Raw genomic sequence first — 25,174 nt, forward strand, 5'->3', positions numbered from 1 at the left:
CATTTCCGGCGAAATTCTGCCCGTCAGTCGACGAAGCACTCGCAATTGTCGAGCGCGGCGGGGATTTCCAGACCGAACTCCTTGGCCGACTTCTTCGAGATCACCATGACATGGTCTTCGTAAGCCGGCTTGGACGGCGCGATGGACTTGGGGTCCTCGCCCTTGAGGATGCGCACGGCGATCTTGCCGGCGTTCTCGCCCACCTTGTTGTAGTTGACGGCGAAGCTTGCCGGCACCACGCCGTCGCGAACGGCGCCGTCGTCGGCGTTGACGATCGGGATGCCGGCCTGGCGGGCGGCGGCGGCAACGGCGGCGACCGCCGGCTGCAGCAGGTTGGAGGTGGGGACATAGATCACGTCGGCCTTGCCGGCGAAGGAGGCAACGCGCTGCTGGATCTCGTTGACGTTGTCGACACCGACGGCGACGATCTCGAAGCCGGCGTCCTTGGCCAGTTCGCGGGCGCTCTCGACCAGCGCGACGTCATTGGCCTCGCCCGGGTTGTAGGGGATGCCGAAGCGGGTGGCGTCGGGCATCAGCTCCTTGGCGAACTTCATCACCGCGGCGAGGTCCTGAAGGTCGGAGGAGCCGGTGATGCCGTCCCCGCCTTCGTCCCAGGAGGGCGTCAGCTTGGCCGCGACCGGATCGGTGACGGCGGTGAAGACGATCGGAATGCCGGAGCCGGCGAGCGCCTTCTGGGCGATCTGGGAAACCGGGGTGGTGACGGTGTAGATCAGCTTCGGCTGCTCCGCCTGCAGCTTGGCGATCATCTGCGGCACCAGCGAGGCGTCGAAATTGGTGTGGCTTTCGGTGTAGACGACGTCCTTGCCTTCTTCATAGCCGGCCTCGGTAAGGGCCTTCTTGAAGCCTTCGATGGCGATGTTGAGCTGCGAATGCTCGCCGAAATTGGCGATGCCGATGCGGACCGGGTCCGCCGCCGCCGTCATGACACCAGCCAGCATGGCGCCGGCGACAACAATTCCGGACAGCCAGCCGGATTTCGACATGTTCATTGTAACCTCCCGAGACACAACCATCGGCGCTTTAATTCGCCTTGAGCGCGATCATACCGGCTTCGGAGGGCTTGTCAAACGCATATATATAGATCAGGCTGTTGCCGTTAATCATATATAATTTGGCTCTTTGGCCATTTCATATATAGTTTGCCGACGGGCGACCGGGGCGTGGCAGCGGCCAGCTACAGGTGCGGATGGCAGGATGCAGGAAGAAACCCACCCGAGCAAGACGGAGGCGGCCTACCGCCTGTTGCGGCGCGATATCCTCGCGACCCGCCTGAAGCCGGGCGCGCCCCTCAAGCTCGGCGCCTTGCGCGATGCCTATGGCGTCGGCTGGACGCCGTTGCGCGAGGCGCTGTCCAGGCTCGAGGCCGAGAAGCTGGTGACGGCCATTTCCAATCGCGGTTTTGCCGTGGCCCCGGTCTCCAAGGAAGAGCTGGAGGATCTGGCGCGGGCGCGCATGGTGGTCGAGCTGCCGCTGCTGCTGGAATCGATCGCCAATGGCGATGCCGAATGGGAGGCGGCGGTGGTCACCAGCCATTACCGCCTGTCGCGCTGCAAGATCGCGCCCGATGACCCGTCCGAGACTGCTGTCGACGAATGGGACGAGAAGCATACGGCGTTCCATGACGCCCTGCTGAGCGCCGCCCGCTCGAGCTGGCTGCTGCGCTTCCATTCGACGATTTCCGACCAGTTGCGCCGCCATCACCGCTTCCTCGGCCTGGCGCCCACGCTGCGTGCCGCCCAAGGCCGGCAGGAGGGCTATGAGCAGGCGGTGGCGGCGCTGCGCGAGGCGATGGGGATCGACCATCACACGGCGCTGATGGAGGCCGCCCTCGACCGCGACATCGAAAGGGCGCGCAAGCTGATGGAAGAGCATATCGGCTATACGCTGCATGCCTATGTTCACGGCGAAACCGTGGATGCCCATGCCCTGCGCAGGATCAGAAGAGGGCTTGCAGCCGAATGAGCGATCCGCGGCGTCCGGCTTTGGCTGCCATCGAGGCGGCCAGAGAGCGGCTTGGCGCTTATATGCAGGCGACGCCGCTGGTGCCGCTGGGCCTCGAGCTGCCGGGCCGGCGCATCTTCCTGAAGCTGGAGACGCTTTCGCCGATCGGTGCCTTCAAGCTGCGGCCGGCGCTCAACGCGCTGCTGTCGCGCGAGCGCGCGTGCCTGTCCGGCGGAATTGCGACGGTCAGCTCCGGCAACATGGCCTATGGCATGGCCTTCGCCGCCCACGCGCTCGGCGTGAAAATGGCGGCCTACATGTATGCCGGCGCGCCGCAGGCCAAGATCGACGGGGTGCGCGGCCTGGGCGGCGAGGTGCGTTTTGTCGGCATGGACGATTGGTGGCGCTACATCACCGGGGGCGACCGCCCGCAGCTTGCCGAACTGTTCATCAACCCGGTCACCGATCAGGCGGTTCTCGACGGCAACGGCACCATCGGGCTGGAGATCGTCGAAGCCTTGCCGCATGTCGATGTGGTGTTCACGCCCTATGGCGGTGGGTCGATGACGACGGGCGTTGCCAGCGCCGTCAAAGCGCTGAAGCCGGCCGCGAAGGTCATTGCCGTCGAGGACGAGAGTGCCGCTCCGGTCGCGGCCGCACTGGCTGCCGGCCGCATCGTCGACATCGAAACGAAGCCGTCCTTCATCAAGAGCATCGGCGGCCCTTCGCTCGTGCCGCAGCTTTGGCCCGTGGCCCGCGACCTGATCGATGGCGCGCAAAGTGTCAGCCTGGCGCAAGTGACGGACGCCATGCGCCTTTTGTTCTCGAAAACCAAGGTGGTGGCGGAAGGGGCGGGCGCTGCCTCGGTGGCGGCGGCACTTTGCAGCCCCCATGCGAAAGGCAATGTCGTGTGCGTGGTTTCTGGCGGCAATATCGACCCGGACGCCTATGGAACCGTGCTTGCCGGCGGCATTCCCCGGCCCTGATATGGCATCGACGCGTGATGGCTTGTCCCTCCCGGTCAATCGGCTCTACAAGGAGCCGGTGAATCTGGGGGCCCCTGAAACTGGGAGCCCTGAAACTGGGAGCCTTGAATCCGGGAGGCTGACGACGCTCGACATGGACGACAGGAAGGACGGCGACAGCCAGGATGAATGGCTGGACGGGGAGACCAAAGTGCTGGAGGCGCCCGGCGACCACGGCGCCGAAATCCGGCTGTGGCTCAGGCTGCTCACCTGCACGACGCTGGCCGAGGCCGAGATCCGCCGGCGGCTGCGTGAGGAATTCGACTTCACCCTGCCGCGCTTCGACCTGATGGCGCAGCTCGAACGGGCCGAGAACGGCATGGTGCTGGGCGAGGTCTCCAAGCGCATGATGGTGTCGGCCGGCAACCTGACGGCGCTGGTCGAACGGCTGGCCGAGGTGGGCTATGTCAGCCGCACCGTCTCGCCGAAGGACCGCCGCGTGCAGATCATCGCCCTGACCGATGAAGGCCGCGCCGCCTTCCGCATCATGGCCGACCGCCATGGCGAGTGGATCGGCGACCTGTTCAAGGACCTGACCCGGCAGGACGAGACGGCGCTGATGGAGGCGCTTGGCCGGCTCAAGGGCTCGATCCGCTCCGCCCTTGCGGGCACGCAATAGCCGCATCCGCATCGAACCCAGGCCGCGCATGCCGTGCGCCGAAGCGGGAATTTTTGCGTCCCGCCAGAAAACTTTAAGCTTGAAGTTTTTTTCGGAATGCTCTTTCCTGTCAGGGTGACCGGTGCCGCGGGCGCTGCGCCGGGCCGATGACGGGAGGTGAAGCATGCGCATTGTCTGCATCGGAGGCGGGCCGGCCGGTCTCTATTTCGCCCTGCTGATGAAGAAGCAGCATCCGCAGCACCACGTCACCGTGGTCGAGCGCAACCGGCCCTTCGACACCTTCGGCTGGGGCGTGGTGTTCTCCGACGCCACCATGGAATCGATGCGTCAGTGGGACCCGCAGACCGCTGCCACCATCGAGGACGCCTTCAACCACTGGGACGACATCGAGCTGGTGTTCAAGGGCCGCAAGATCCGCACCACCGGGCACGGCTTCGTCGGCATCGGCCGCAAGAAGATGCTCAACATCCTGCAGGAGCGCTGCCTCGAGCTCGGTGTCGAGCTGGTGTTCGAGCGCGACGTGCAGGGCGACGAGGAGTTCGCCGGCGCCGACCTGATCATCGCCTCGGACGGCGTCAATTCGCGCATCCGCGCCAAATATGCCGATGTGTTCAAGCCGGACATGCAGATGCGGCCGAACCGCTATATCTGGCTCGGCACCGACAAGCGCTTCGACGCCTTCACCTTCGACTTCCGCCGTACCGAGCATGGCTGGTTCCAGGCCCATATCTACAAGTTCGACGACAACACCTCGACCTTCATCGTCGAGACCACCGAGGACGTGTTCAACGCCCACGGCATTGGCGAGATGGACCAGGACCAGTCGATCGCCTTTTGCGAGGAGCTGTTCGCCGAGACGCTGGACGGCGGCCGGCTGATCAGCAATGCCCGCCATCTGCGCGGCTCGGCCTGGCTGAACTTCGGCCGGCTGATCTGTGAGAAATGGAGCCATTTCAACGGCGACAGCCATGTCGTGCTGATGGGCGACAGCGCTCATACCGCGCATTTCGCCATCGGATCGGGCACCAAGCTGGCGATCGACGACGCCATCGAACTGACCCGCCAGTTCGACAGGTTCGGCCATGACGCGGCGAAGATCCCGGCCGTGCTGGAAGCCTATGAGGAGGTGCGCCGGGTCGATGTCGCGCGCATCCAGAATGCGGCGCGCAACGCCATGGAATGGTTCGAGGTCGTGGGGCATCGCTATGCCGACCGGCTTGAGCCGGAGCAGTTCATGTACTCCATGCTGACCCGCTCGCAGCGCATCAGCCACGAGAATCTGCGCCTGCGCGACAAGGACTGGCTCGAAGGCTACGAGCGCTGGTTCGCCACGCGTGCCGGTGCCCTGCCGGGACCCAACGGCAGCGTGCCGCCGCCCATGTTCACACCTTACAAGGTGCGCGGGCTGACGCTTCATAACCGCATCGTCGTGTCGCCCATGGCCATGTATTCCGCCAAGGACGGCATCGCCGACGATTTCCACCTCGTTCATCTGGGTGCGCGCGCCATGGGTGGGGCAGCCCTCGTTTTCCCCGAGATGACCTGCGTGTCGCCGGATGCGCGCATCACGCCCGGCTGCCTCGGCCTGTGGAACGACGCGCAGGCGCAGGCGCTGAAGCGCATCGTCGATTTCGTGCATGGCCAGACGCCGGCGAAGATCGGCATCCAGCTCGGTCATGCCGGCCGCAAGGGCGCCACCAAGGTCGCCTGGGAAGGCATGGACGAGCCGCTGGAAGAAGGCGGCTGGCCGCTGTTTTCGGCGTCCGCCATCCCCTACCTGTCGCATTCGCAGGTGCCGGGCGCCATGACCCGGGCGGACATGGATCGCGTCGTGGCCGATTTCGTGGCGGCGACGCAGCGGGCCGCCGCCATCGGCTTCGACATTCTCGAACTGCACGCCGCGCACGGCTACCTGCTGTCCTCCTTCCTGTCGCCGCTGACCAACACGCGCGACGACGACTATGGCGGCAGCCATGAGAACCGCGCCCGCTTCCCGCTGGAGGTGTTCCGCGCCGTCCGGGCCGTGTGGCCGCAGGACAGGCCGATGTCGGTGCGCCTGTCGACCACCGACTGGCACGAGGGCGGCAACACGCCGGAGGATGCGGCGATTTTCGCCGAAATGTTCAAGGAAGCGGGCGCCGACCTGGTCGACTGCTCCAGCGGCCAGGTGGTGACCGATGACAGCCCGGTCTATGGGCGGCTGTGGCAGACCCCGATGTCGGACAAGATCCGCAACGAGGTCGATGTGGCGACCATCGCCGTCGGCGCGATCTCAGAAGCCGACCACGCCAATTCCGTCATCGCCGCCGGCCGCGCCGATTTGTGCGCCATCGCCCGCCCGCATCTGGCCGACCCGTCCTTCGTGTTGCACGAGGCGGCCAGGATCGGTTTTTCCGGCGTCGAGTGGCCGAAGCAATATCTGTCGGCGCGTACGCAATATGAAAACAATCTGGCCCGCGCGGCCGCCGAAGCGGCGGGCAAGAAATGAGCGCCCGACACGCCTTCGTCACCGGGGCCGGGACCGGCATCGGCCGCGCCATCGCGCTGGCGCTGGCCGGCAGGGGTTTTGCCGTGTCGCTGGCCGGGCGGCGGGCCGGGCCGCTGCGCGAGGCAGCGGGTGAGATCGAGGCCGGCGGCGGTCGCGCGCTCGTCGTGGACGGCTTCGACGTGACCGACGAGAAGGCCGTCGCCGCCGGCACGGCGAAGGCGGCCGAGGCGCTGGGCGAGGTGGCGGTGCTGGTCAACTGCGCCGGCGAAGCGCCGTCCGCGCCGTTCGAGAAGACCGATCCGGCGCTGTGGAACCATGTCGTCGCGGTCAACCTCACCGGCACCTATCTGGTCACGCGGGCGCTGCTGCCCTCGCTGCGCAAGGTCCGCAACGCGCGCATCGTCAACATCGCCAGCACCGCCGGCATGACCGGCTATCCTTACGTCTCCGCCTATTGCGCGGCCAAGCACGGAGTCGTGGGGTTGACGCGGGCGCTGGCGCTGGAACTGGCGCGCACCGGCATCACCGTCAACGCCGTGTGCCCCGGTTTCACCGACACGCCGCTGCTCGACGCGGCCGTGGAGACGATCAGGGGCAAGACCGGCCGCAGCGGCGACGAGGCGCGCGCGACGCTGGCGCGGGCCAATCCGCAGGGCCGGCTGGTCGCGCCGCAGGAAGTGGCCGACGCCGTGCTGTGGCTGGCCGGCGAAGGCGCAAGCGCAATCACCGGGCAGGCCATCGCGGTCGCCGGCGGCGAAGTGATGGGAGGCTGAACCGATGACCAATGCCATGCAGGCCAAGCTCAAGCCGTTCAGGGACTATCGGCCGAAGCATTTCCGCTTCGAGACGGACGAGGATGGCCGGGTGGCCACCATCACGCTGAACCGGCCGGAGAAGAAGAACCCGCTCACCTTCGAAAGCTATGAGGAACTGGGCGACCTGTTCCGGGCGCTGGCGCGCGCCAGCGACGTGCGCTGCGTGGTGCTGGCCGGGGCGGACAACAATTTCTCCTCGGGCGGCGACGTGTTCGACATCATCGAGCCGCTGACCGGCATGAAGATGCCGGACCTCCTGGCCTTCACCCGCATGACCGGTGATCTGGTGCGCCAGATCCGCGCCTGCCCGCAGCCGGTGATCGCCGCCGTGGACGGCATCTGCGCCGGCGCCGGCGCGATCCTCGCCATGGCGTCGGACTATCGTCTCGCCACGCCGGAAGCGAAGACCGCCTTCCTGTTCACCCGCGTCGGGCTGGCCGGCGCGGACATGGGCGCCTGCGGCATTCTCCCGCGCATCATCGGGCAGGGCAGGGCGGCGGAGCTTCTGTTCACCGGGCGGGTGATGACGGCGCAGGAAGGCCACGACTGGGGATTCTACAACGAGATCGCCGCGCGCGACGGCCTGTTGAAGCAGGCGCAGGCCTTCGCCCGCCGGCTGGCCGACGGCCCGTGGTTCGCCCATTCCATGACCAAGAAGATGCTCGACCAGGAGTGGTCGATGGGCATCGAGGAAATGCTGGAATCGGAAGCGCAGGCGCAGGCGATCTGCATGGCTACCGGTGATTTCCGTCGCGCCTTCGAGGCCTTCGCCGCCAAGGCCAAGCCGGATTTCAAGGGGAACTGAACCATGGCCGCGCATCCCCCAAGCCCGGCACCAAGCCCGGCCAAAGCGCCGCCGCGCGACCATCTCGACTGGCCGTTCTATGATGACGGGCATCGGGCTCTGGCGGCCGAGATCGACGCCTTCATCGCCGAAGGCGGCCTTGGCGCGATCGACCATCACGATGCCGACGCCGCCTGCCAGGCGCTGGTCAAGCGGCTCGGCGCTGCCGGCTTCCTGCGCCATTGCGTGCCGCAGGCCTATGGCGGCATGTCGCCCGACATCGACAGCCGCTCGCTGTGCATCTTGCGCGAGACGCTCGGCCATGAGGACGGGCTGGCCGATTTCGCCTTCGCCATGCAGGGGCTGGGCACTGGCGCGATCAGCCTTTCGGGCGGCGAGGAGCTGAAACAGCAGATCCTGCCAAAAGTGGCGAAGGGCGAGCTGATCTCCGCCTTCGCGCTGACCGAGCCGGATGCCGGATCGGACGTCGCGGCGATGAGTTGTGCTGCCCGCCGCGACGGCGACGCCTATGTGCTCGACGACGAGAAGATCTTCATCTCCAACGGCGGCATCGCCGACGTCTACACCGTCTTTGCCCGCACCGGCGAGGCGCCCGGCACACGCGGCATTTCAGCTTTCGTCGTGTTCGCCGACACGCCGGGCTTCGTGATCGCCGAGCGCATCGAGACCATCGCCCCGCATCCGCTCGCCCGCATCCGCTTCGAGAGCTGCCGCATTCCGGCGAGCCAGCTTCTCGGCGCACCCGGCGAGGGCTTCAAGATCGCCATGCGCACGCTCGACATTTTCCGCCCCTCGGTGGCGGCGGCCGCGCTCGGCTTCGCCCGCCGGGCACTGGCCGAGGCGCTCGCCCATGCCGGCGCGCGCAGCATGTTCGGGGCGACGCTGGCCGACCTGCCGACGGCGCAGTCGACGCTGGGCGAGATGGCGACTTCCATCGATGCGGCGGCGCTTCTGGTGGCGCGCACCGCCTGGCGGCGCGACGTGCAGAAGCTGCCGGCCACGAAGGAAGCCGCCATGGCCAAGCTGACGGCGACCGAGAACGCGCAATGGGTGATCGATCAGGCCGTGCAGATGTTCGGCGGCCGCGGCGTTCAGGTCGGCAACATCGCCGAGCGCCTTTATCGCGAGATCAGGGCGCTCAGGATCTATGAAGGCGCCACCGAGGTGCAGAAGCTGATCATCGGCCGCGAGCTGGTGAAAATGTCGAGACAGGAGTCGTCATGAGCGTGACCAAGCCCCAGGAACAGGCGCCGCCCGCAACCTCGCCCCTCACGCCCCATCGCATCTTGCAGCCCGAAGGCTGGGCCAAGCCGATCGGCTATTCCAACGGCATCGAGGCGCGCGGCCGCACCATCTTCGTCGGCGGCCAGATCGGCTGGAACGGGCAGTACAGGTTCGAGGCGCACGACCTTCCCGGCCAGATCCGCCAGACCCTGGAGAACGTGCTTGCCATCCTGCGCGAGAGCGGTGCGGGGCCTGAGCACATCACCACCATGACCTGGTACGTGACCGACCGGAAGGCCTATTCGGCCTCGCTGAAGGAGATCGGCACGGCGTGGAAGGCCACCATGGGCCGCAACTTCCCGGCCATGGCCGTGGTCGAGGTCTCGGGCCTGATCGAGGACGAGGCGCTGGTGGAAATACAGGCCACCGCCGTGGTGCCGGACTGAGCCGGAACGGATGATGCGCCCGGCCCGCGCGGCCTGCCCCCGCGCGCGGCATGTCGAAATGACGTCATCACCTCTTTCCCTTCCCTCTGGTGTTCTATATTTTGACCAAAATGGAAGAAGCGACCGGGCTCGGGAGAGGGATGACAGACGATTTCGACATCGGCGCGCGCCTCAAGGCGCTGCGCACCGCCGCCGGCCTGTCGCAGCGCGAGCTGGCGGGGCGCGCCGGCGTGCCGCATGCGCAGATCTCGATCATCGAGAAGAACAAGTCGAGTCCGTCCATCGCCACGCTGCGCAAGATCCTCGGCGGGCTGGATGTGTCGATGTCGGATTTCTTCGAGGACGACCAGCGCAAGCCATACGGCCCGTTCTTCGGCGCCGACGACCTCAAGGACCTCACCTCGCGGGTGACGGCGCGTGCCATAGACCAGGGCAATGGCAGGCTTACGCTGCGGCAGATCGGCGACGCCAGGGCCTACAACCTGCAGATCCTGCACGAAATCTACGAGCCGGGCGCCGACACCGGCGAGGCCATGCTCCAGCATTTCTCGACGGAGGGCGGCTATGTGGTGGAAGGCGAGCTGGAACTGACCGTGGGCGAGGAGGTGCGCGTGCTCAAGGCCGGCGAATCCTACCTGTTCGACAGCCGCCTGCCGCACCGCTTCCGCAACGCATCCGATGCCGTCACCATCGTCATCTCGGCCTGCACGCCCCCCTACCTTTGACCAATGCCGCTCAATATAATGAGCGCGATGTTGCGCAGAATTTTGAACGATGCTAAGAGCCGTCACAGGGGTAAGATGACGGATGTCGCGGCAGTTATCTTGACGCAGGGGCGCGGGCTTCCTCAGTCAGTGATTTCCGAAACCAAGACCCGCAAGGCAGGCTGAGGAGGCGACCGCATTGACCGCTGAACACGGCAAGACATCTTCGAAAATGGCATCCTTCGTGTGGGACGATCCGTTCCTTCTCGAGGATCAGCTCAGCGAGGACGAGCGCATGGTGCGCGACGCGGCGGCGGCCTTCGCGGCCGACAAGCTCGCCCCGCGCATCGAGGACGCCTACATGGACGAGAAGACCGACCCGGCGATCTTCCGCGAGATGGGCGAGGCCGGCCTGCTGGGCGTCACCGTGCCGGAGGAATATGGCGGGCTCGGCGCCAACTACGTCACCTACGGCCTGATCGCGCGCGAGGTCGAGCGCATCGACTCCGGCTACCGCTCGATGATGAGCGTGCAGTCGTCGCTGGTCATGTATCCGATCGACGCCTATGGCTCGGAGGAGCAGCGCACGAAGTACCTGCCGAAGCTGGCCTCGGGCGAATGGATCGGCTGTTTCGGCCTGACCGAGCCGGATGCCGGCTCCGATCCGGGCGGCATGAAGACGCGGGCCGAGAAGATCGACGGCGGCTATCGCCTTTCCGGCTCCAAGATGTGGATCTCCAACTCCCCGATCGCCGACGTGTTCGTGGTCTGGGGCAAGCTGAAGGGTGAGGACGGCAAGGACGCGATCCGCGGCTTCGTGCTGGAAAAGGGCATGAAGGGACTTTCGGCGCCGAAGATCGGCGGCAAGCTTTCGCTGCGCGCCTCGATCACCGGCGAGATCGTCATGGACGGCGTCGAGGTCGGTGAGGAGGCGCTGCTGCCCAACGTGTCCGGCCTGAAGGGCCCGTTCGGCTGCCTCAACCGGGCGCGCTACGGCATTTCCTGGGGCGTGATGGGCGCGGCCGAGGACTGCTGGCACCGGGCGCGGCAATATGGCCTCGACCGGAGGCAGTTCGGCAAGCCGCTGGCCGGCATGCAGCTCTACCAGAAGAAGCTCGCCGACATGCAGACCGAGATCGCGCTGGGCCTGCAGGGCAGCCTGCGCGTCGGGCGGCTGATGGACGAGGGCAAGATGGCCCCCGAGATGATCTCCATCGTCAAGCGCAACAATTGCGGCAAGGCGCTCGACATCGCCCGCCTCGCTCGCGACATGCATGGCGGCAACGGCATCCAGATCGGCTACCATGTGATGCGCCATGCGCAGAACCTGGAGACGGTGAACACCTATGAAGGCGCGCATGACGTGCACGCCCTCATCCTCGGGCGGGCGCAGACCGGCCTGCAGGCATTCTTCTAGGAAAGACGGCCGGGCAGCTGCCCGGCCCTTTGCATTCGATGCGAATTGCTTGACAGTTTCGGGAGACGGTTTTTCGATCGGCAATCAGGGAAACGTGACCGCATAGGGAGGAAACATGCGTAAGCGAATTGGCATTCTGGCAATCGGCGGCCTGCTGGCCGCGGCGATGGGCGCGGCCGCGCCCGCGCAGGCGCGCGACCTCACGATCGTGTCGTGGGGCGGCAACTATCAGGACGGGCAGCGCGAAATCTATTTCAAGCCCTATGCCGAGAAGACCGGCAAGCCGGTGCTCGACGAAACCTGGGACGGCGGCTACGGCGTGCTGCAGGCCAAGGCGAAGGCCGGCAACCCGAACTGGGACGTGGTGCAGGTCGAGGTCGAGGAACTGGCGCTGGGCTGCGCCGACGGCATCTACGAGAAGATCGACTGGGCCAAGCTCGGCGGCGAGGACAAGTTCATCCCCTCGGCGGTGAACGAATGCGGCGCCGGGGCCATCGTGTGGTCGACGGCGATCGCCTATGACACAGAGAAGCTGGCCGACGGCCCGCAGTCCTGGGCGGATTTCTGGGACGTGCAGAAATTCCCCGGCAAGCGCTCGCTGCGCAAGGGGCCGAAATACACCCTCGAATTCGCGCTGATGGCGGACGGCGTGCCGCCGGCCGAGGTCTATGACGTGCTGGCGACCGACGAGGGCGTCGACCGCGCCTTCAAGAAGCTGGACGAGCTGAAGCCGAACATCGTGTGGTGGGAATCGGGCGCGCAGCCGCTGCAGTTCCTGGCCTCCGGCGAAGTGGCCATGGCCTCGGCCTATAACGGCCGCATCACCGGCATCAACCGCACCGAGAACCGCAAGTTCAAGGTGGTTTGGCCGGGCTCGATCTATGCCGTCGACAGCTGGGCGATCCTCAAGGACGCCGAGAACAAGGAGGCCGGCATGGACTTCATCGCCTTCGCCAGCCAGCCGGAGAACCAGGCCAAGCTGCCCCAGTATGTGGCCTACGGCCTGCCGGTGAAGGCGGCGGCGGAAATGGTTCCGGCCGAATACAAGGCCGACCTGCCGACCGAGCCTGAAAACATGAAGGATGCGCTGGCGATCGACGTCGATTTCTGGATCGACAACGCCGAAGCCCTGACCCAGCGCTTCAACGCCTGGCTGGCCCAATAAGGCCGGCTTTCACAACGGCACGGGGCCGGCAAGGTCCCGTGTCCCGTCCCTTATCGCAGAGGGCTGCTCCCCGGGGAGCGGCGGTCGTCCTTGAGCCAGTCGAACATCAGATTTGAGAAGGTCAGCAAGTCCTACGGCACGCTGCGCGTCGTCGACGATCTCGACCTGACCATCGATCAGGGCGAGTTCCTCAGCCTGCTCGGCCCTTCCGGCTCGGGCAAGACGACCATCCTGATGATGCTGGCCGGTTTCGAGGCGCCGAGCGGCGGCACGATCTCGCTCGGCAGCCGGCGCATCGACCAGTTGCCGCCGCACAAGCGCAACATGGGCGTCGTGTTCCAGAACTATGCGCTCTTTCCCCATATGAGCGTGGCTGCGAACGTCGCCTTCCCGCTGGAAATGCGCGGCACGCCGCGCTCGGAGATCGACAGCAAGGTGGCGCGCGCGCTCGACATGGTGCAGCTCGGCACCATGAAGGACCGCCGTCCTTCTCAGCTTTCCGGCGGCCAGCAGCAGCGTGTGGCGCTGGCGCGGGCGCTGGTGTTCGAGCCCTCGGTGGTGCTGATGGACGAGCCGCTCGGCGCGCTCGACAAGCAGTTGCGCGAGCAGATGCAGCTTGACATCCGCGCGCTGCACAAGCGGCTGGGGCTCACCATCGTGTTCGTGACCCACGACCAGTCCGAGGCTCTGACCATGTCGGACCGCATCGCGGTGTTCAACCGCGGCAAGATCGAGCAGATCGGCACGCCCCGCGAAATCTACGACCAGCCGCGCTCGCGCTTCGTCGCCCAGTTCATCGGCGAGACCAATCTGGTCGAAGGCACGCTGGCCGAGGCCGGCGACACGGGCGCGACGGTGAAGCTGGAGGGCGGCGGAACGATCCGCGTCCAGCCTTCGGATATGGCGATGGATGCAGGCAGGATTCTCGTTTCGGTGCGCCCGGAGCGTATCCGTCTCGGGCCGGATGCGGCTTCGGAGAACAGCTATCCGGCCACCGTCACCGATGCCGTCTATCATGGCGACCATCTGCGCATCCAGCTCGACAACGGCGCCTTCGGTTTCGTGGCCAAGGCCGATCGCAGGACGGCGGAATTCAACCCAGGCGACAAGGTGGTGGTGTCCTTCGCACCGTCGGACTGCTGGATGCTGCCGACATGAGCGATACCTCGGCCAAGGGACGCCTCGGGGCATTGGCGCTGGTCGCGCCGCTGGTGCTGTTTCTCGCCATCTTCTTCGCCTGGCCGCTGGTCTCCATGCTCAAGGAGGCGGTGTCCGATCCGGTCGGCTCGCGCGCCTTCCCGCTCACCGCCGCCGTCGCCGGCGACTGGGACCGGCAGTCCGACCCGCCCCAGGAACTGCAGCAGGCCTTCATCGACGACCTGCGCGCCATCGACGACCAGCAATTGCTGGGCGATGCGGTGCGCCGCCTCAACAGCGCGCAGAACGGGTTCCGCACGCTGATGGGCCGCACCATGCGCGCCGTCGAGGAGCAGCCGCAAGGGCCGATCGACCTGGTCGAGGTCGACAAGCGGTGGGCCGATGCGCGGTTCTGGCGCGCGGTGGCCGATTCCACCAATCCCTATACCGACCGTTACCTGCTGGCGGCACTGGACTATGAGCGCGACGCCAGCGGCAGGATCGAGGCGCTGCCGGCGGAAGCCTCGGCCAACACGGCGATCCTGCTGCGCACGCTCGGTATCGGGGCGGTGGTGACGATCGCCTGCGCGCTGATCGGCCTGCCCTATGCGATGCTCGCCGTGTCCGTGGAGGGCTGGAAGCGCCAGCTCCTGCTCGGCGCGGTGCTGCTGCCGCTGTGGACCTCGCTTTTGGTGCGCACCGCGGCGTGGTTCATCCTGCTTCAGGAGCAGGGCCTGATCAACGACACGCTGATGTCGCTCGGCCTCATCAGCCGGCCGCTGCCGCTGATCTTCAACCGGCTCGGCGTGGTCATCGCCATGACCCATGTGCTTCTGCCCTTCATGGTGCTGCCGATCTATTCGGTGCTCCTGTCGATCCCGCGCAATTTGATGCCGGCGGCCGCCTCGCTCGGCGCGCCGCCGTGGCGGGCGTTCCTGCGGGTGCTGTTGCCGCTGTCGTTGCGCGGCGTGGTGTCGGGTTCGCTGCTCGTGTTCATGACCGCTATCGGCTACTACATCACCCCGGCGCTGATCGGCGGGGCGCAGGACCAGATGATCTCGTCGGTCATCGCCTTCTACGCCATCGGCTCGGCCAACTGGGGCATGGCGGGCGCGCTGGGCGCCATCCTGCTGGTCGCCACGCTGGCGCTCTATGCCGTCTACGGGCGGCTCTCCGCCGACCGCGCGGGGGGCCGCTGATGCGCGCGGCGAACCTCGTCAAGCTGCTGTTCGGCGTGCTCGCGGTGGTGTTCCTGGTGGCGCCGCTGGTCGCCATCCTGCCGCTCGCCTTCACCTCCAGCGTGTTCCTCACCTATCCCATCCCCGGCTATTCGATGCGCTGGTTCAACGAGCTGGCCAACGCCAATGTCTGGCGCATGTCGATCATCAACAGCCTCATCATCGGCACCGGCACGACGCTGCTGGCCGGCACGCTCGGCACGCTGGCGGCGCTCGGGCTGCGCAATGCCGGGCTGATCCTGCCCGGCCTGTTCCGCACCGCCTTCCTTCTGCCCATGGTGGTGCCGGCAGTGGTGCTGGGCGTGGGCATGCAGGTGTTCTTCGTGCATCTGGGCCTCGCCAATTCCTATGCCGGCGTCATCGCCGCCCACTCGGTGGTGGCTGTGCCCTTCGTCGTCGTCTCGGTCACGGCCTCGCTCGCCGGCATCGACCGGCGCGTGGAGCGGGCGGCGGCCAGCCTGGGTGCCGCGCCGTTCACCGTGTTCCGCCGCGTGACCCTGCCGCTGGCACTGCCCGGCATCCTGTCGGGCGCGGTGTTCGCCTTCGCCACCTCGCTCGACGAGGTGGTGCTGACGCTGTTTGTCGCCGGCCCAAACCAGCGCACGCTGGCGCGGCAGATGTTCTCCTCGATCCGCGAGAACATCAGCCCGGCGATCGCCGCGGCCGCGTTCCTGTTCATCATCGGCACGCTGCTGATCGCGGCGGTGGCGCTGCTGGTGCGGCGGCGCACCGAGCGGTTGAAGCAGCAGGTGGTGGAGGTTTAAAAACGCGCCTCGCTACAGGCCGCTGGCGGTGGGGCCGGTGCCGTAGGTTTCGCGGTGCTCCACGGCGCGGTAGAAGTCGGCCAGCCGCTTGCCGGGCTCGGGCCGGAAGCTACGCTCGGCCTTGACCAGCGAGGTGATGCGGTCGATGCGGAAGGCGCGAAAGTCGTCGCGCATCTCGCACCAGGCGATCAGCGTCCACACCTTGCCCCAGAACCACAGGCCGAGCGGGCGGATGTCGCGCACCGTGGTGCGGCCGGCTTCGTCGCCATAGTGGAGGGTCAGCACCTGCCGCTTCTCCACGGCGCGCTCGATGATGTCGAGCGCCTCGCGGGCGCTGTCGCTCACCACCCAGAGCGGCGTGTGGATCTCGGTGCGGGAGATGCGGTCGCGCTCGGCCTGCGGCAGCACCGCGCCGATCTTGACCAGCGCCTCGTCCGCCGCACGCGCCATGGCGGCCCCGCCGAAGGCGCGCACCATGCGGGCGCCGGCGACCAGCGCCACGATCTCGTCACGCGTGAACATCAGCGGCGGAAGGTCGAAGCCTTCGCGCATCAGGTAGCCGACCCCCGCCTCGCCGTCGATCGGCACGCCGGTCGATTGCAGGTCGGCAATGTCGCGGTAGATGGTGCGCTCGGATACTTCCAGCCATGTCGCCAGCTTGTGGGCGGTGACCAGACGGCCGCCGCGCAAATGCTGCACGATCTGGAAAAGCCTGTCGGCCCTGCGCATGTGTCGCTCCCTCGGCGTTCGTGCCCCCGGCCGCCCCTGTCACCTGCTGACAATCTGCCCTCGCGCGGCCCTTGCCAAGCTTCTTTTGGCCAGGCGCCTTGTCACGGACGCCTTTTTGGCATGGCGCTGCTGACAGCATGGTGTCAGGAGATGTCGGCATGTTCGCGGCCGAACAGGGCGCGCATTTCGCCGATCTCGCCGCGCCTTTCGGGAAACAGGGCGGCCAGGAATTCGACGGCGAAGGTGCCGGGCGCCGAACCCGGTGCCGAAACGACCCGGCCGTCGGCCACCGCACGGGGCACGTCGCGATAGTTGGCGGCGCCGGCATAGCCAGGCAGATGGCGGGCAATCCAGCCGCGGCCGTTGCTGGTGTGGGCCGCGCTCTCGAACAGGCCGGCGCGGGCCAGCGCCAGCGTGCCGCCGCAGATGCCGCCGACCACGCCGCCGCGCGCGGCCACGGCTGTGAGCAGGGGGGCGACGTCGGGCGCATCGGCGCTCGCCCAGCCGTCGGAGCCGATCACGGCGATGGCATCGAGGTCTTCGTTCTCGCCCGCTGCCGCCGGCCGCTCGGGCGTCAGGCGGAAGCCGGCGATGGAGGTCACCGGCTCGCCGTCGGGCGTGAGGGAGACGGCCCGGGCGCCGAACCATTCGACGGCGGAGGCGGCCAGAAGGCCATATTCCCAGTCGGCGAAATGGGGAATGAAAAGAACGCCAAGCTTCTTGCGGTCAGGCATGATGCGGTCTCGCGGTCTATTTGCTCATGCCGGGCATTGTGGCGGGATCGAGGGCGCTATCCAAGCCTTACGATGCGGCCGCAGGGGCTGGGCCCCGACAGCGGCCTGCCTAGCCGCCGCCGGCGCATCGCCGTGCACGAGCTGGCCGTTTTCGTCGATATGCAGTTCCGGCCAGCCGATATCATCCCGGACTTCGGGGGGAAGGGCATTCAGCAGGCGGATGGTGCGTATCTCGCTGCGCCGGGTTCGTGCCAGTCGCACATAGTGCGCAAATGCGGAAAAAATGCCGGGGCTGGTCATGGCCGCTCTCCTTGCAAAAATGATGAAAGGCATCATCGCACAGGCCTGCTGACAGCCTTCTGTCAGCAACGGTCAGGGGGCCCGGAGAGAGGCCGGAAACCGTCCCGCTACAGCGGCCAGACCAGCATCAGCATGGGGACCGCGACAATGATGACCAGGAACGACAGCGGCAGGCCAAGGCGCGGATAATCGGAGAAGCGGTAGCCGCCGGGGCCCATGACCAGCGTGTTGCACTGGTGGCCGATGGGGGTGAGGAAATCGCAGCCGGCGCCGATGGCCACCGCCATCAGGAAGGCTTCCGGCCGGTAGCCGAGATTGGTGGCGAAGCCGGCGGCGATGGGCGCCATGACCAGCACGGTGGCGGCGTTGTTGAGGAAGGGCGTCACCATCATGGCCGCGACCAGGATCAGCGCCAGCGCGCCGTAGCCGGGCAGCATCTGGCCGAGATCGGCCAGCAGCGCGGCGAGCACGTCGGTGGCGCCGGTGGTGCGCAGCGAATCGCTGACCGGGATGAGCGCGGCGAGCATGACCAGGATCGGCCCGTCGACCGCGTCATAGGTCTCGCGCAGCGGGACGGCGCGAAACAGCACCATGGCCACCGCCGCCGCGAAGAAGGCGAGGGCGACCGGCAGCAGGCCGAGCGCGGTGGCGCCCATGGCCGCCACCAGGATCGACACCGGCACCAGCCCGCGCCGCACGCTGCCCAGAAGCACCTGCCGCTCGGCCAGCGGCAAAAGGCCGAAGTCACGCAGGAATTGCGGCAGGGTCTGGCTGTCGCCGCGCAGCATGAGGATGTCGCCGAAATTGAGGGTGATGCTGCCGAGCCGCTGGTCGAGCCGCGCGCCCTTGCGCGAGACGGCGAGCAGGTTCACGTTGAAGCGGTCGTAGAGCATCAGGTGCTGGGCCGACCAGCCGATGAGGCTGGAATTCTGGGTGACCACGGCTTCGACGGCGATCGCTTCGGGATTGTAGGTCTTGTCGCGGCCGGCGCCGACATGCAGCTTGGCCTGCGCCACCAGGCGGTCGAGCGCTTCCTGCCCGCCCTCGATCAGCACGATGTCGTCCTCGTGCAGGATGGCGTCCGGCAGGGGCGCGATGCGCAGGCCCCCTTCGCGCAATATGGCGGTGATGGCGGCCTCGCCCGAGGAGATTTTCAGCAGGGCCGAGAGCGGCTTGTCGACGACGGTGGAATCGGCGGTGATGCGCGCCTCGGCCGAATAGTTCTCGATGTCGAGTGCGGCGTGGAGGTCGTTGTCGCCGCGCTCGCGGGCCGGCACCAGGAAATAGAACAGGGTGAGGAACACACAGCCCGCGGCGGTCAGCGCCAGGCCGACCGGGGTGAAGTCGAACATGGTGAAGGACGTGCCCGTCAGTTCCTCGCGCAGGCGCGAGACGACGACGTTGGGCGAGGTGCCGATCTGCGTCATCAGGCCGCCGAGCAGGGAAGCGAAAGCCATCGGCATCAGGAACAGCGAGGGCGAGGCGCCGGAGCGGCGGGCGAACTGGAAGGCGATCGGGATCATGATCGCCAGCGCCCCGATGTTCTTCACGAAGGCGGACAGGATGGCGACCGTCACCACCAGCAGCGCAAGCTGGGCGCGCACCGAATTGACGCCCGGCGCGTAGCGTTGCAGCGCATATTCCATGATGCCGCTGCGCGCCACGCCGGCGCTGACCAGCAGCGCGCTGCCGACGATGATGACGATGTCATCGCTGAAGCCGGAGAAGGCCTTGTCGAACGGCACCACGCCGACGGCCACGGCGGTGAGCAGCGACAGCGCCGCGACAAGGTCGTAGCGCAGGCGTCCCCATACGAAGGCGGCCATCATCAGGGCGATGACGGCGAAGGACAGGGTCTGGGGCAGTGTCAGCATGAATTTTCCCGAGCGGCACAGAAAAACGCCGCAGGGCGGCGTCGGGTTGCCGGCGAAAGGAAGATTATGCTGCCGCCCCCATGTCAAGCGGCATCGTTTTTCAACGGCCTATTCCGCGCGCCCGATCCCGCGCGCCTTCAGCACCGCGTCGATCTCGTCCAGCACCGCGGGATCGTCGATGGTGGCCGGCATCTTCCAGTCCTGCCGGTCGGCGATCTTCTGCATGGTGGCGCGCAGCACCTTTCCGGAGCGGGTCTTGGGCAGGCGCTTGATGGTCAGCACCGTCTTGAAGGCGGCGACCGGGCCGATCTTCTCGCGCACCAGCGTCACCACCTCCTGCTCGATGGCGGCGGTGTCGCGGGCAACGCCCGCATTGAGCACCACGAAGCCGAGCGGCGCCTGCCCCTTCAGCGCATCGGCGACGCCGATGACGGCGCATTCGGCGACGTCGGGATGGGCGGCCAGCACCTCCTCCATGGCGCCGGTGGAGAGGCGGTGGCCGGCGACATTGATGATGTCGTCGGTGCGGGCCATTACGAACAGGTAGCCGTCCTCGTCGAGGATGCCGGCGTCGGCCGTCTTGTAGTAGCCGGGGAATTCGGCGAGGTAGGACTGGCGGAAGCGCTCGTCGGCCTCCCACAGCGTCGGCAGGCAGCCGGGCGGCAGCGGCAGCTTCAACGCCACATTGCCGAGCGTGCCGGTCGGCACTTCGTGGCCGGCATCGTCCAGCACGCGGATGTCGTAGCCGGGCATGGCGACGCCCGGGGAGCCGTGCCTGACCGGCAGCAGGCCGAGGCCGACCGGATTGTGGGTGATCGGGGCGCCTGTCTCGGTCTGCCACCAGTGGTCGATGACCGGCACGCCAAGCCGCTGCTCGGCCCATTTGATGGTCTCGGGGTCGGCGCGCTCGCCGGCCAGGAACAGGGTGCGGAAGGCGGAGAGGTCGTATCTGCCGATGAATTCGCCCTTGGGGTCCTGGCCCTTGATGGCGCGGAAGGCGGTGGGCGCGGTGAACAGGGCGACGACGCCATGGTCGGCGATGACGCGCCAGTAGGTGCCGGCGTCGGGCGTGCCGACCGGCTTGCCCTCGAACATCACCGTGGTGCAGCCATGCAGAAGCGGCGCATAGACGATGTAGGAATGGCCGACGACCCAGCCGACGTCGGACGCCGCCCAGAACACCTCGCCCGGCTTGACGCCGAACTCGTTGTCCATGGTCCATTTCAGCATGACCATGTGGCCGCCATTGTCGCGCACCACGCCCTTGGGCTGGCCGGTGGTGCCGGAGGTGTAGAGCACGTAGAGCGGATCGGTGGCGGCGACGGGCACGCAAGGCACCTCGGTGCCGTCATCCTTCTCCCGCGCCACGGCCTCGGCGTAGTCTATGTCGCGGCCGGGGACGAGGTCGCAGGCAAGCTGCTCGCGCTGGAAGATGACGCAATGCTGCGGAGGGTGGGCGCACAGCTCGATCGCCTCGTCGAGCAGCGGCTTGTAGGCGACGACGCGGTTCGGCTCCAGACCGCAGGAGGCGGAGACGACCAGCCTGGGCCGGGCGTCGTCGATGCGGGTTGCCAGTTCGCGCGCGGCGAAACCGCCGAAGACGACCGAATGGATGGCGCCGAGGCGGGCGCAGGCGAGCATGGCGACGGCCGCCTGCGGAATCATCGGCATGTAGACGATGACCCGGTCGCCCTTGGTCACGCCATTCCTGGCCAGCACCGCCGCAAGGGCGACGACCTCGCGCTGCAGCTCGGCATAGGTGAAGCTCTGTTTTGCGCCGGTGATGGCGCTGTCGTGGATCAGCGCGATCTGGTCGGCGCGGCCCCCGGCGACGTGCCGGTCGAGCGCGTTGTGGCAAGTGTTGCAGGTCGCGCCGGAAAACCATCTGCCGTAGACGCCGGCTTCCGCGTCGAACACCTTGTCCCAGGGGGTAAACCAGTCGATGGCGTTCGCGGCCTCGGCCCAGAATGCTTCAGGGTCCCGCTTCCATTCGGCGTAGACCTCATGATAACGCGATGCCATGCTCCTGGTCCCTCCCAATTCTCCTCGGCAGGTTTGTAGCCCTTGAGAGAGGGGGCGTCCATCTGACTAAGGGCCAATGGACGGCCTGCCGCAGGGATGGGCCTTTGACAGGAACGGAAGGGGCTGATCAAACGGGCCATGACCAAGATCCTCGCTCTCCTGATCCTCGCCATGATGGTGTTCCATCTCATCAAGCCGCTCGGCCTGCCGGGGCTGAGGCGGCGCGGCGACTTCTGGAAGCTCGCGCTGCTGGCGCTCGGGCTGATGGCGCTGGCCGTCGCGGCCGGTCACGGGCGCTGAGGACAGGGTGGGGGAAAGATAAGGTCGCGACCCCCGTGACAAAGCCTGCGGAATGGTGTATCGCCCCGGCCTGATCGGAGGAATGGGTCTTCCGGTCTGCGTCACCCGTCAATGAAAGACGGTGTAGCCGCCCCTGCCGAAGGTCTTCAAGGCCGACGGCATAGCCCAGCGGTGAAGGACTGCTGCGGCGAGAGCAGGGCGCTCTGGCTGTCGGAAGAACAAGAAGTGGATCTGAAGATGGATATCATCCGTCAGCTCGAGGCCGAGCAGGCCGCCAAGATCGAAGAAAAGCGCAAGCTGCCCGAGTTCCAGCCCGGCGACACCGTGCGCGTCAACGTGCGCATCACCGAAGGCAGCCGCACCCGCGTGCAGGCCTATGAGGGCGTCGTCATCGCCCGTTCGGGTTCGGGCCTGAACGAGAATTTCACCGTTCGCAAGATTTCCTACGGCGAGGGCGTGGAGCGCGTGTTCCCGGTCTACTCGCCGATGGTCGAGGGCGTCGACGTCGTGCGCCGCGGCAAGGTACGCCGCGCCAAGCTCTATTACCTGCGTGACCGCCGCGGCAAGTCGGCGCGTATCTCGGAGAACACCGGCGTCCGCGCCCGCAAGCTGAACGAGGCCGAGCGCGAGGCGCTGAACGCCGAGAAGGCCCGCATCGAGGCCGAGAAGATCGCCGCCGCCGAGGCCCTGGCTGCCGAGAAGGCGGCGCAGGAAGCCGCCGAGAAGGCCGCTGCCGAGAAGGCTGCCGCCGAGGCCGCTTCGGCCGAATAAGCAGCTTTTGGCAAGAAATACCGGAAAGGCGGCTTCGGCCGCCTTTTTCGTTGGTTGCAAGGTGCGTCGCGCTGGATAAACTCCCCCGCCTGAACGGGAGAGGAGCGTCATCGTGAAGCATCGCATGTCGAAGACGGGGCTTGTTCTGGCCGGCCTGCTGGCCGTGCTGACAATGCCGTTCGCAGCCGTGGCGCAGGGGCTGCCCGATCTCGCCGGCCGCAAGGTGGTGGTGGTGACGGAGAACGCCTATCCGCCGCTGCAATTCATCGATCCCAAGTCCGGCGAGCAGAAGGGCTGGGAATATGACGCGATGGACGAGATCGCCAAGCGGCTCAATTTCGAGGTCGAATACCGCAATGCGTCGTGGGACGTGATGATCCAGGCGGTGGCGGACGGCCAGTACGACATCGGCATGAACGGCATCACCATCAATGACGAGCGCAAGGCCAAGGTCGACTTCTCCGACCCCTATATGCGCTCCGAACAGTTCATGCTGGTGCGTTCCGACGAGAGCCGTTTCACCGACGCCAAGAGCTTCGCCGCCTTCACCGACGGGCTGATCGGCGCCCAGCCAGGCACCACGCCCTTCTACACCACCGTCTACAGCGTGCTGGACGGCAATGAGCAGAACCCGCGCATCAAGCTGTTCGAGACCTTCGGCGCCACCATCCTGGCGCTGATCTCCGGCGACGTCGACGCCGTGCTCACCGACGGCACCGCCGGCGAGGGCTATGTCGAATCCTCCGGCGGCGGCCTCAAGATGGTCGGCGGGCCGCTCGGCTCCGAGGATTTCGGCTTCATCCTCGCCAAGGGCTCCGACCTGATCGCGCCGGTCGATGCGGCCATCGCCGACATGAAGGCGGACGGCACCATGGAGAAGCTGACCGTCAAGTGGTTCCGCGACTACAAGATGGGCGAGTGAGCGGCGGCGCGGCAATGGCGGCGGCGGCACGTTCGCGGCCGCCGCTCTGGCCGGGGAGGCGGGAAGGGGTGTAGGACACCTTTCCCGCAACAGCCCGAGCGTCTTCATGCAATCTCCCAAACGCGTCAGGAAAGCCGATTTCCCGTGGTGGCTGGTGGCGGCTTGCGCGCTGGCGCTGGCGGCCGGGCTGTCGATCGCGGCCAGCGATCTCTACGCGCAGGTTTTCGTCACCGTCTCGAAGGGCATCGGCATCACCGTCTTCGTCACGCTGGTGGCCTTCGTGCTGGCCTCGGCGGCCGGACTCGGCATCGCGCTGATGGCGCTGTCGTCGTCGGTGTGGCTCAGGCAGATTTCGCGCTTCTATGTCGAGATCATCCGCGGCGTGCCGATGCTGGTGCTGCTGTTCTGGGTCGCCTTCGTCGGCGCGCCGGCGCTGGTGGCGGCCTGGAACGCGGTGACGCTGCCGTTGCAGGGGGCCGGCCTGGCCGAGCCGCTGATGGTGCGCGACGTGTCGCTGCTGTGGCGGGCGATCCTGGCGCTGGCCGTCGGCTATTCGGCCTTCATCGCTGAAGTGTTCCGGGCCGGCATCCAGTCGGTCGATGTCGGGCAGGTCGAGGCGGCCAAGGCGCTGGGGCTGACGCGCATCCAGCGCTTCCGGCTGATCGTGCTGCCGCAGGCGATCCGCACCATATTGCCGCCGCTCGGCAACGACTTCATCGCCATGGTCAAGGACAGTTCGCTGGTCTCGGTGCTGGGCGTCGCCGACATCACCCAGATGGGCAAGATCTACGCCTCCGGCTCATTCCGCTTCTTCGAGACCTACTCCATCGTCGCCTATATCTACCTGATCCTGACCGTCGGCCTGTCGATGGCGCTGCGCGCGCTGGAACAGCGCCTGCGGCGCGGCCAGGCCAGGGGCTGAGCCCGCGCCGCCTTCCGGTTGCGCAGGCTCGGCCTTTCAGAAATCACTGCTTGACGATCTTGCCGGGCATCGACAGGTCGCCGGAGGCGATGTCGTGGACGCCGGTCACGCACAGGAGCGGCGCCTTGCCTTCCGCGTTGACCTGCAACTCGGCCGTGACGGCGTCGAAGGAGACGTTCTCGCCGTCCCTGACCGGCACGGTGACGCGGGCCGTCTTGCCCTGCAGGCTGGGCGACATGCCGGGACTGTCGAGGGCGAGCGGCAGCATCGGCGCCGTCGGCGGCAGCAGGTCGACGCCGGGGGAGACGTCGAGCACCTTCAGGCCGGCGCCGCAGCCGTCGTCCTTGCCCAGCACCACCCAGTGCGAGTGCCAGTCGGCCCCGTCATTGGCCGGGTCGCCGTCGCCGTTCTCGTCGAAGAGCGGCGTGTCGTCGAAGTCCGGATGGGCGGTTATGGCCAGGGCGAGGATGCCGGACTTTTCCGCGAAGCCGACCGCCGAGGGGTCGAAGCCGGTCGGCCACACATAGGCCGTGACCCTGGCGCCCTCCAGCTTGCCGGTCGCCTCGGGCTTTACGGACCCGGCCTCGCCGGCGACCTCCATCATGAAGGTCGAAAGCCGGCCGTCCGTCGTCGCGGAAGCGGAGGTGATGTCGAAGGCGGCCGGCTTGGTCGGATCGACCGCGCTCTTGATGTCGTGCGCCATGGCTGGCGGGGCAGCGGCGAGCAGGGTTGCCGCAACGAAAATGGCGGGTTTCATGTGTCTCTCCTCCGTTATAGTATCGAGTCAATAC

General features: G+C 67.0%; 25 protein-coding genes. 18 read left to right on the forward strand and 7 right to left on the reverse strand.

Annotated features, from left to right (window positions below):
• Positions 1-23: 23 nt before the first annotated feature.
• Entirely contained in the window at positions 24-1,010 is a 987-nt protein-coding gene (locus ABID37_RS24355) for an ABC transporter substrate-binding protein (protein WP_354199565.1), read from the reverse strand.
• 205 nt (positions 1,011-1,215) lie between these two features.
• Here ABID37_RS24355 and ABID37_RS24360 point away from each other — a divergent pair, with 205 nt between their 5' ends.
• From ABID37_RS24360 to ABID37_RS24425, 14 genes are all read left to right on the forward strand, one after another.
• A complete protein-coding gene (locus ABID37_RS24360) occupies positions 1,216-1,983 on the forward strand; it encodes a GntR family transcriptional regulator (RefSeq protein ID WP_354199566.1) in 768 nt (255 codons plus the stop codon).
• Positions 1,980-2,948, forward strand: a complete 969-nt coding sequence (locus ABID37_RS24365; RefSeq protein ID WP_354199567.1) for a pyridoxal-phosphate dependent enzyme — start codon at positions 1,980-1,982, stop codon at positions 2,946-2,948. Before ABID37_RS24360 ends, ABID37_RS24365 begins: the two co-directional genes overlap by 4 nt.
• A 133-nt stretch (positions 2,949-3,081) precedes the next feature.
• The gene (locus tag ABID37_RS24370) at positions 3,082-3,606 is read left to right on the forward strand and encodes a MarR family winged helix-turn-helix transcriptional regulator (RefSeq protein WP_354199568.1); all 525 of its coding nucleotides are present in this window, start codon (positions 3,082-3,084) and stop codon (positions 3,604-3,606) included.
• 163 nt (positions 3,607-3,769) lie between these two features.
• Positions 3,770-6,094 (forward strand): bifunctional salicylyl-CoA 5-hydroxylase/oxidoreductase, encoded by a 2,325-nt coding sequence (locus ABID37_RS24375; protein WP_354199569.1) that lies wholly within the window; start codon positions 3,770-3,772, stop codon positions 6,092-6,094.
• Positions 6,091-6,867, forward strand: a complete 777-nt coding sequence (locus tag ABID37_RS24380) for an SDR family NAD(P)-dependent oxidoreductase (protein ID WP_354199570.1) — start codon at positions 6,091-6,093, stop codon at positions 6,865-6,867. The genes ABID37_RS24375 and ABID37_RS24380 overlap by 4 nt, the downstream gene beginning before the upstream one ends.
• Before the next feature lie 4 nt (positions 6,868-6,871).
• Positions 6,872-7,714: an enoyl-CoA hydratase family protein gene (locus tag ABID37_RS24385; RefSeq protein ID WP_354199571.1), complete on the forward strand. Its 843-nt coding sequence runs from the start codon at positions 6,872-6,874 to the stop codon at positions 7,712-7,714.
• A gap of 3 nt (positions 7,715-7,717) precedes the next feature.
• Positions 7,718-8,938 (forward strand): acyl-CoA dehydrogenase family protein, encoded by a 1,221-nt coding sequence (locus tag ABID37_RS24390; RefSeq protein ID WP_354199572.1) that lies wholly within the window; start codon positions 7,718-7,720, stop codon positions 8,936-8,938.
• The gene (locus ABID37_RS24395; RefSeq protein WP_354199573.1) at positions 8,935-9,384 is read left to right on the forward strand and encodes a RidA family protein; all 450 of its coding nucleotides are present in this window, start codon (positions 8,935-8,937) and stop codon (positions 9,382-9,384) included. Before ABID37_RS24390 ends, ABID37_RS24395 begins: the two co-directional genes overlap by 4 nt.
• Positions 9,385-9,524: 140 nt before the next feature.
• Positions 9,525-10,109 carry a cupin domain-containing protein gene (locus tag ABID37_RS24400; protein WP_354199574.1) on the forward strand — a complete coding sequence of 195 codons (585 nt, stop codon included), beginning with the start codon at positions 9,525-9,527 and terminating at the stop codon, positions 10,107-10,109.
• A 211-nt stretch (positions 10,110-10,320) separates the two neighbouring features.
• On the forward strand, positions 10,321-11,505 hold the full coding sequence (locus tag ABID37_RS24405; RefSeq protein ID WP_354199600.1) for an acyl-CoA dehydrogenase: 1,185 nt from the start codon (positions 10,321-10,323) through the stop codon (positions 11,503-11,505).
• Positions 11,506-11,671: 166 nt separating this feature from the next.
• Positions 11,672-12,670: an ABC transporter substrate-binding protein gene (locus ABID37_RS24410; RefSeq protein WP_354199601.1), complete on the forward strand. Its 999-nt coding sequence runs from the start codon at positions 11,672-11,674 to the stop codon at positions 12,668-12,670.
• A gap of 90 nt (positions 12,671-12,760) precedes the next feature.
• Entirely contained in the window at positions 12,761-13,828 is a 1,068-nt protein-coding gene (locus ABID37_RS24415) for an ABC transporter ATP-binding protein (protein ID WP_354199575.1), read from the forward strand.
• Positions 13,825-15,006, forward strand: coding sequence for an ABC transporter permease (locus tag ABID37_RS24420; RefSeq protein ID WP_354199576.1), 1,182 nt, complete (start codon positions 13,825-13,827; stop codon positions 15,004-15,006). The genes ABID37_RS24415 and ABID37_RS24420 overlap by 4 nt, the downstream gene beginning before the upstream one ends.
• Entirely contained in the window at positions 15,006-15,809 is an 804-nt protein-coding gene (locus ABID37_RS24425; protein WP_354199577.1) for an ABC transporter permease, read from the forward strand. Before ABID37_RS24420 ends, ABID37_RS24425 begins: the two co-directional genes overlap by 1 nt.
• A gap of 12 nt (positions 15,810-15,821) precedes the next feature.
• Here the strand turns inward: ABID37_RS24425 and ABID37_RS24430 are convergent, their stop codons facing one another.
• The 5 genes from ABID37_RS24430 to ABID37_RS24450 all read right to left on the reverse strand — a co-directional run bounded on the left by ABID37_RS24430 (position 15,822) and on the right by ABID37_RS24450 (position 21,468).
• Positions 15,822-16,538, reverse strand: a complete 717-nt coding sequence (locus ABID37_RS24430; RefSeq protein WP_354199578.1) for a helix-turn-helix transcriptional regulator — start codon at positions 16,536-16,538, stop codon at positions 15,822-15,824.
• Positions 16,539-16,681: 143 nt separating this feature from the next.
• On the reverse strand, positions 16,682-17,272 hold the full coding sequence (locus ABID37_RS24435) for a DJ-1/PfpI family protein (RefSeq protein ID WP_354199579.1): 591 nt from the start codon (positions 17,270-17,272) through the stop codon (positions 16,682-16,684).
• A 24-nt stretch (positions 17,273-17,296) separates the two neighbouring features.
• The gene (locus tag ABID37_RS24440; RefSeq protein ID WP_354199580.1) at positions 17,297-17,608 is read right to left on the reverse strand and encodes a hypothetical protein; all 312 of its coding nucleotides are present in this window, start codon (positions 17,606-17,608) and stop codon (positions 17,297-17,299) included.
• A gap of 71 nt (positions 17,609-17,679) precedes the next feature.
• On the reverse strand, positions 17,680-19,443 hold the full coding sequence (locus ABID37_RS24445) for an SLC13 family permease (RefSeq protein WP_354199602.1): 1,764 nt from the start codon (positions 19,441-19,443) through the stop codon (positions 17,680-17,682).
• A 111-nt stretch (positions 19,444-19,554) separates the two neighbouring features.
• Entirely contained in the window at positions 19,555-21,468 is a 1,914-nt protein-coding gene (locus ABID37_RS24450; RefSeq protein WP_354199581.1) for a propionyl-CoA synthetase, read from the reverse strand.
• A 138-nt stretch (positions 21,469-21,606) separates the two neighbouring features.
• Here ABID37_RS24450 and ABID37_RS24455 point away from each other — a divergent pair, with 138 nt between their 5' ends.
• From ABID37_RS24455 to ABID37_RS24470, 4 genes are all read left to right on the forward strand, one after another.
• Positions 21,607-21,768 carry a hypothetical protein gene (locus ABID37_RS24455; RefSeq protein WP_354199582.1) on the forward strand — a complete coding sequence of 54 codons (162 nt, stop codon included), beginning with the start codon at positions 21,607-21,609 and terminating at the stop codon, positions 21,766-21,768.
• A gap of 237 nt (positions 21,769-22,005) precedes the next feature.
• Entirely contained in the window at positions 22,006-22,539 is a 534-nt protein-coding gene (rplS, locus tag ABID37_RS24460; RefSeq protein ID WP_354199583.1) for a 50S ribosomal protein L19, read from the forward strand.
• Between the two features lie 124 nt (positions 22,540-22,663).
• Entirely contained in the window at positions 22,664-23,461 is a 798-nt protein-coding gene (locus tag ABID37_RS24465) for a transporter substrate-binding domain-containing protein (RefSeq protein ID WP_354199603.1), read from the forward strand.
• Positions 23,462-23,567: 106 nt separating this feature from the next.
• The gene (locus tag ABID37_RS24470; protein ID WP_354199584.1) at positions 23,568-24,383 is read left to right on the forward strand and encodes an amino acid ABC transporter permease; all 816 of its coding nucleotides are present in this window, start codon (positions 23,568-23,570) and stop codon (positions 24,381-24,383) included.
• Positions 24,384-24,426: 43 nt separating this feature from the next.
• Here the strand turns inward: ABID37_RS24470 and ABID37_RS24475 are convergent, their stop codons facing one another.
• Positions 24,427-25,140 carry a hypothetical protein gene (locus ABID37_RS24475; protein ID WP_354199585.1) on the reverse strand — a complete coding sequence of 238 codons (714 nt, stop codon included), beginning with the start codon at positions 25,138-25,140 and terminating at the stop codon, positions 24,427-24,429.
• Positions 25,141-25,174 lie beyond the last annotated feature (34 nt).

Origin of the sequence: Aquamicrobium terrae (genome assembly GCF_040545735.1) — a bacterium.
Taxonomy (GTDB): Bacteria; Pseudomonadota; Alphaproteobacteria; order Rhizobiales; family Rhizobiaceae; genus Mesorhizobium; species Mesorhizobium terrae_A.

Coding starts and splice junctions, on each gene's coding strand:
- ABID37_RS24355 (WP_354199565.1), bottom strand. CDS start 1,010: ATGAACATGTCGAAATCCGGCTGGCTGTCCGGAATTGTTGTCGCCGGC.
- ABID37_RS24360 (WP_354199566.1), top strand. CDS start 1,216: ATGCAGGAAGAAACCCACCCGAGCAAGACGGAGGCGGCCTACCGCCTG.
- ABID37_RS24365 (WP_354199567.1), top strand. CDS start 1,980: ATGAGCGATCCGCGGCGTCCGGCTTTGGCTGCCATCGAGGCGGCCAGA.
- ABID37_RS24370 (WP_354199568.1), top strand. CDS start 3,082: ATGGACGACAGGAAGGACGGCGACAGCCAGGATGAATGGCTGGACGGG.
- ABID37_RS24375 (WP_354199569.1), top strand. CDS start 3,770: ATGCGCATTGTCTGCATCGGAGGCGGGCCGGCCGGTCTCTATTTCGCC.
- ABID37_RS24380 (WP_354199570.1), top strand. CDS start 6,091: ATGAGCGCCCGACACGCCTTCGTCACCGGGGCCGGGACCGGCATCGGC.
- ABID37_RS24385 (WP_354199571.1), top strand. CDS start 6,872: ATGACCAATGCCATGCAGGCCAAGCTCAAGCCGTTCAGGGACTATCGG.
- ABID37_RS24390 (WP_354199572.1), top strand. CDS start 7,718: ATGGCCGCGCATCCCCCAAGCCCGGCACCAAGCCCGGCCAAAGCGCCG.
- ABID37_RS24395 (WP_354199573.1), top strand. CDS start 8,935: ATGAGCGTGACCAAGCCCCAGGAACAGGCGCCGCCCGCAACCTCGCCC.
- ABID37_RS24400 (WP_354199574.1), top strand. CDS start 9,525: ATGACAGACGATTTCGACATCGGCGCGCGCCTCAAGGCGCTGCGCACC.
- ABID37_RS24405 (WP_354199600.1), top strand. CDS start 10,321: ATGGCATCCTTCGTGTGGGACGATCCGTTCCTTCTCGAGGATCAGCTC.
- ABID37_RS24410 (WP_354199601.1), top strand. CDS start 11,672: ATGGGCGCGGCCGCGCCCGCGCAGGCGCGCGACCTCACGATCGTGTCG.
- ABID37_RS24420 (WP_354199576.1), top strand. CDS start 13,825: ATGAGCGATACCTCGGCCAAGGGACGCCTCGGGGCATTGGCGCTGGTC.
- ABID37_RS24425 (WP_354199577.1), top strand. CDS start 15,006: ATGCGCGCGGCGAACCTCGTCAAGCTGCTGTTCGGCGTGCTCGCGGTG.
- ABID37_RS24430 (WP_354199578.1), bottom strand. CDS start 16,538: ATGCGCAGGGCCGACAGGCTTTTCCAGATCGTGCAGCATTTGCGCGGC.
- ABID37_RS24435 (WP_354199579.1), bottom strand. CDS start 17,272: ATGCCTGACCGCAAGAAGCTTGGCGTTCTTTTCATTCCCCATTTCGCC.
- ABID37_RS24440 (WP_354199580.1), bottom strand. CDS start 17,608: ATGATGCCTTTCATCATTTTTGCAAGGAGAGCGGCCATGACCAGCCCC.
- ABID37_RS24450 (WP_354199581.1), bottom strand. CDS start 21,468: ATGGCATCGCGTTATCATGAGGTCTACGCCGAATGGAAGCGGGACCCT.
- ABID37_RS24455 (WP_354199582.1), top strand. CDS start 21,607: ATGACCAAGATCCTCGCTCTCCTGATCCTCGCCATGATGGTGTTCCAT.
- rplS (WP_354199583.1), top strand. CDS start 22,006: ATGGATATCATCCGTCAGCTCGAGGCCGAGCAGGCCGCCAAGATCGAA.
- ABID37_RS24465 (WP_354199603.1), top strand. CDS start 22,664: ATGTCGAAGACGGGGCTTGTTCTGGCCGGCCTGCTGGCCGTGCTGACA.
- ABID37_RS24470 (WP_354199584.1), top strand. CDS start 23,568: ATGCAATCTCCCAAACGCGTCAGGAAAGCCGATTTCCCGTGGTGGCTG.
- ABID37_RS24475 (WP_354199585.1), bottom strand. CDS start 25,140: ATGAAACCCGCCATTTTCGTTGCGGCAACCCTGCTCGCCGCTGCCCCG.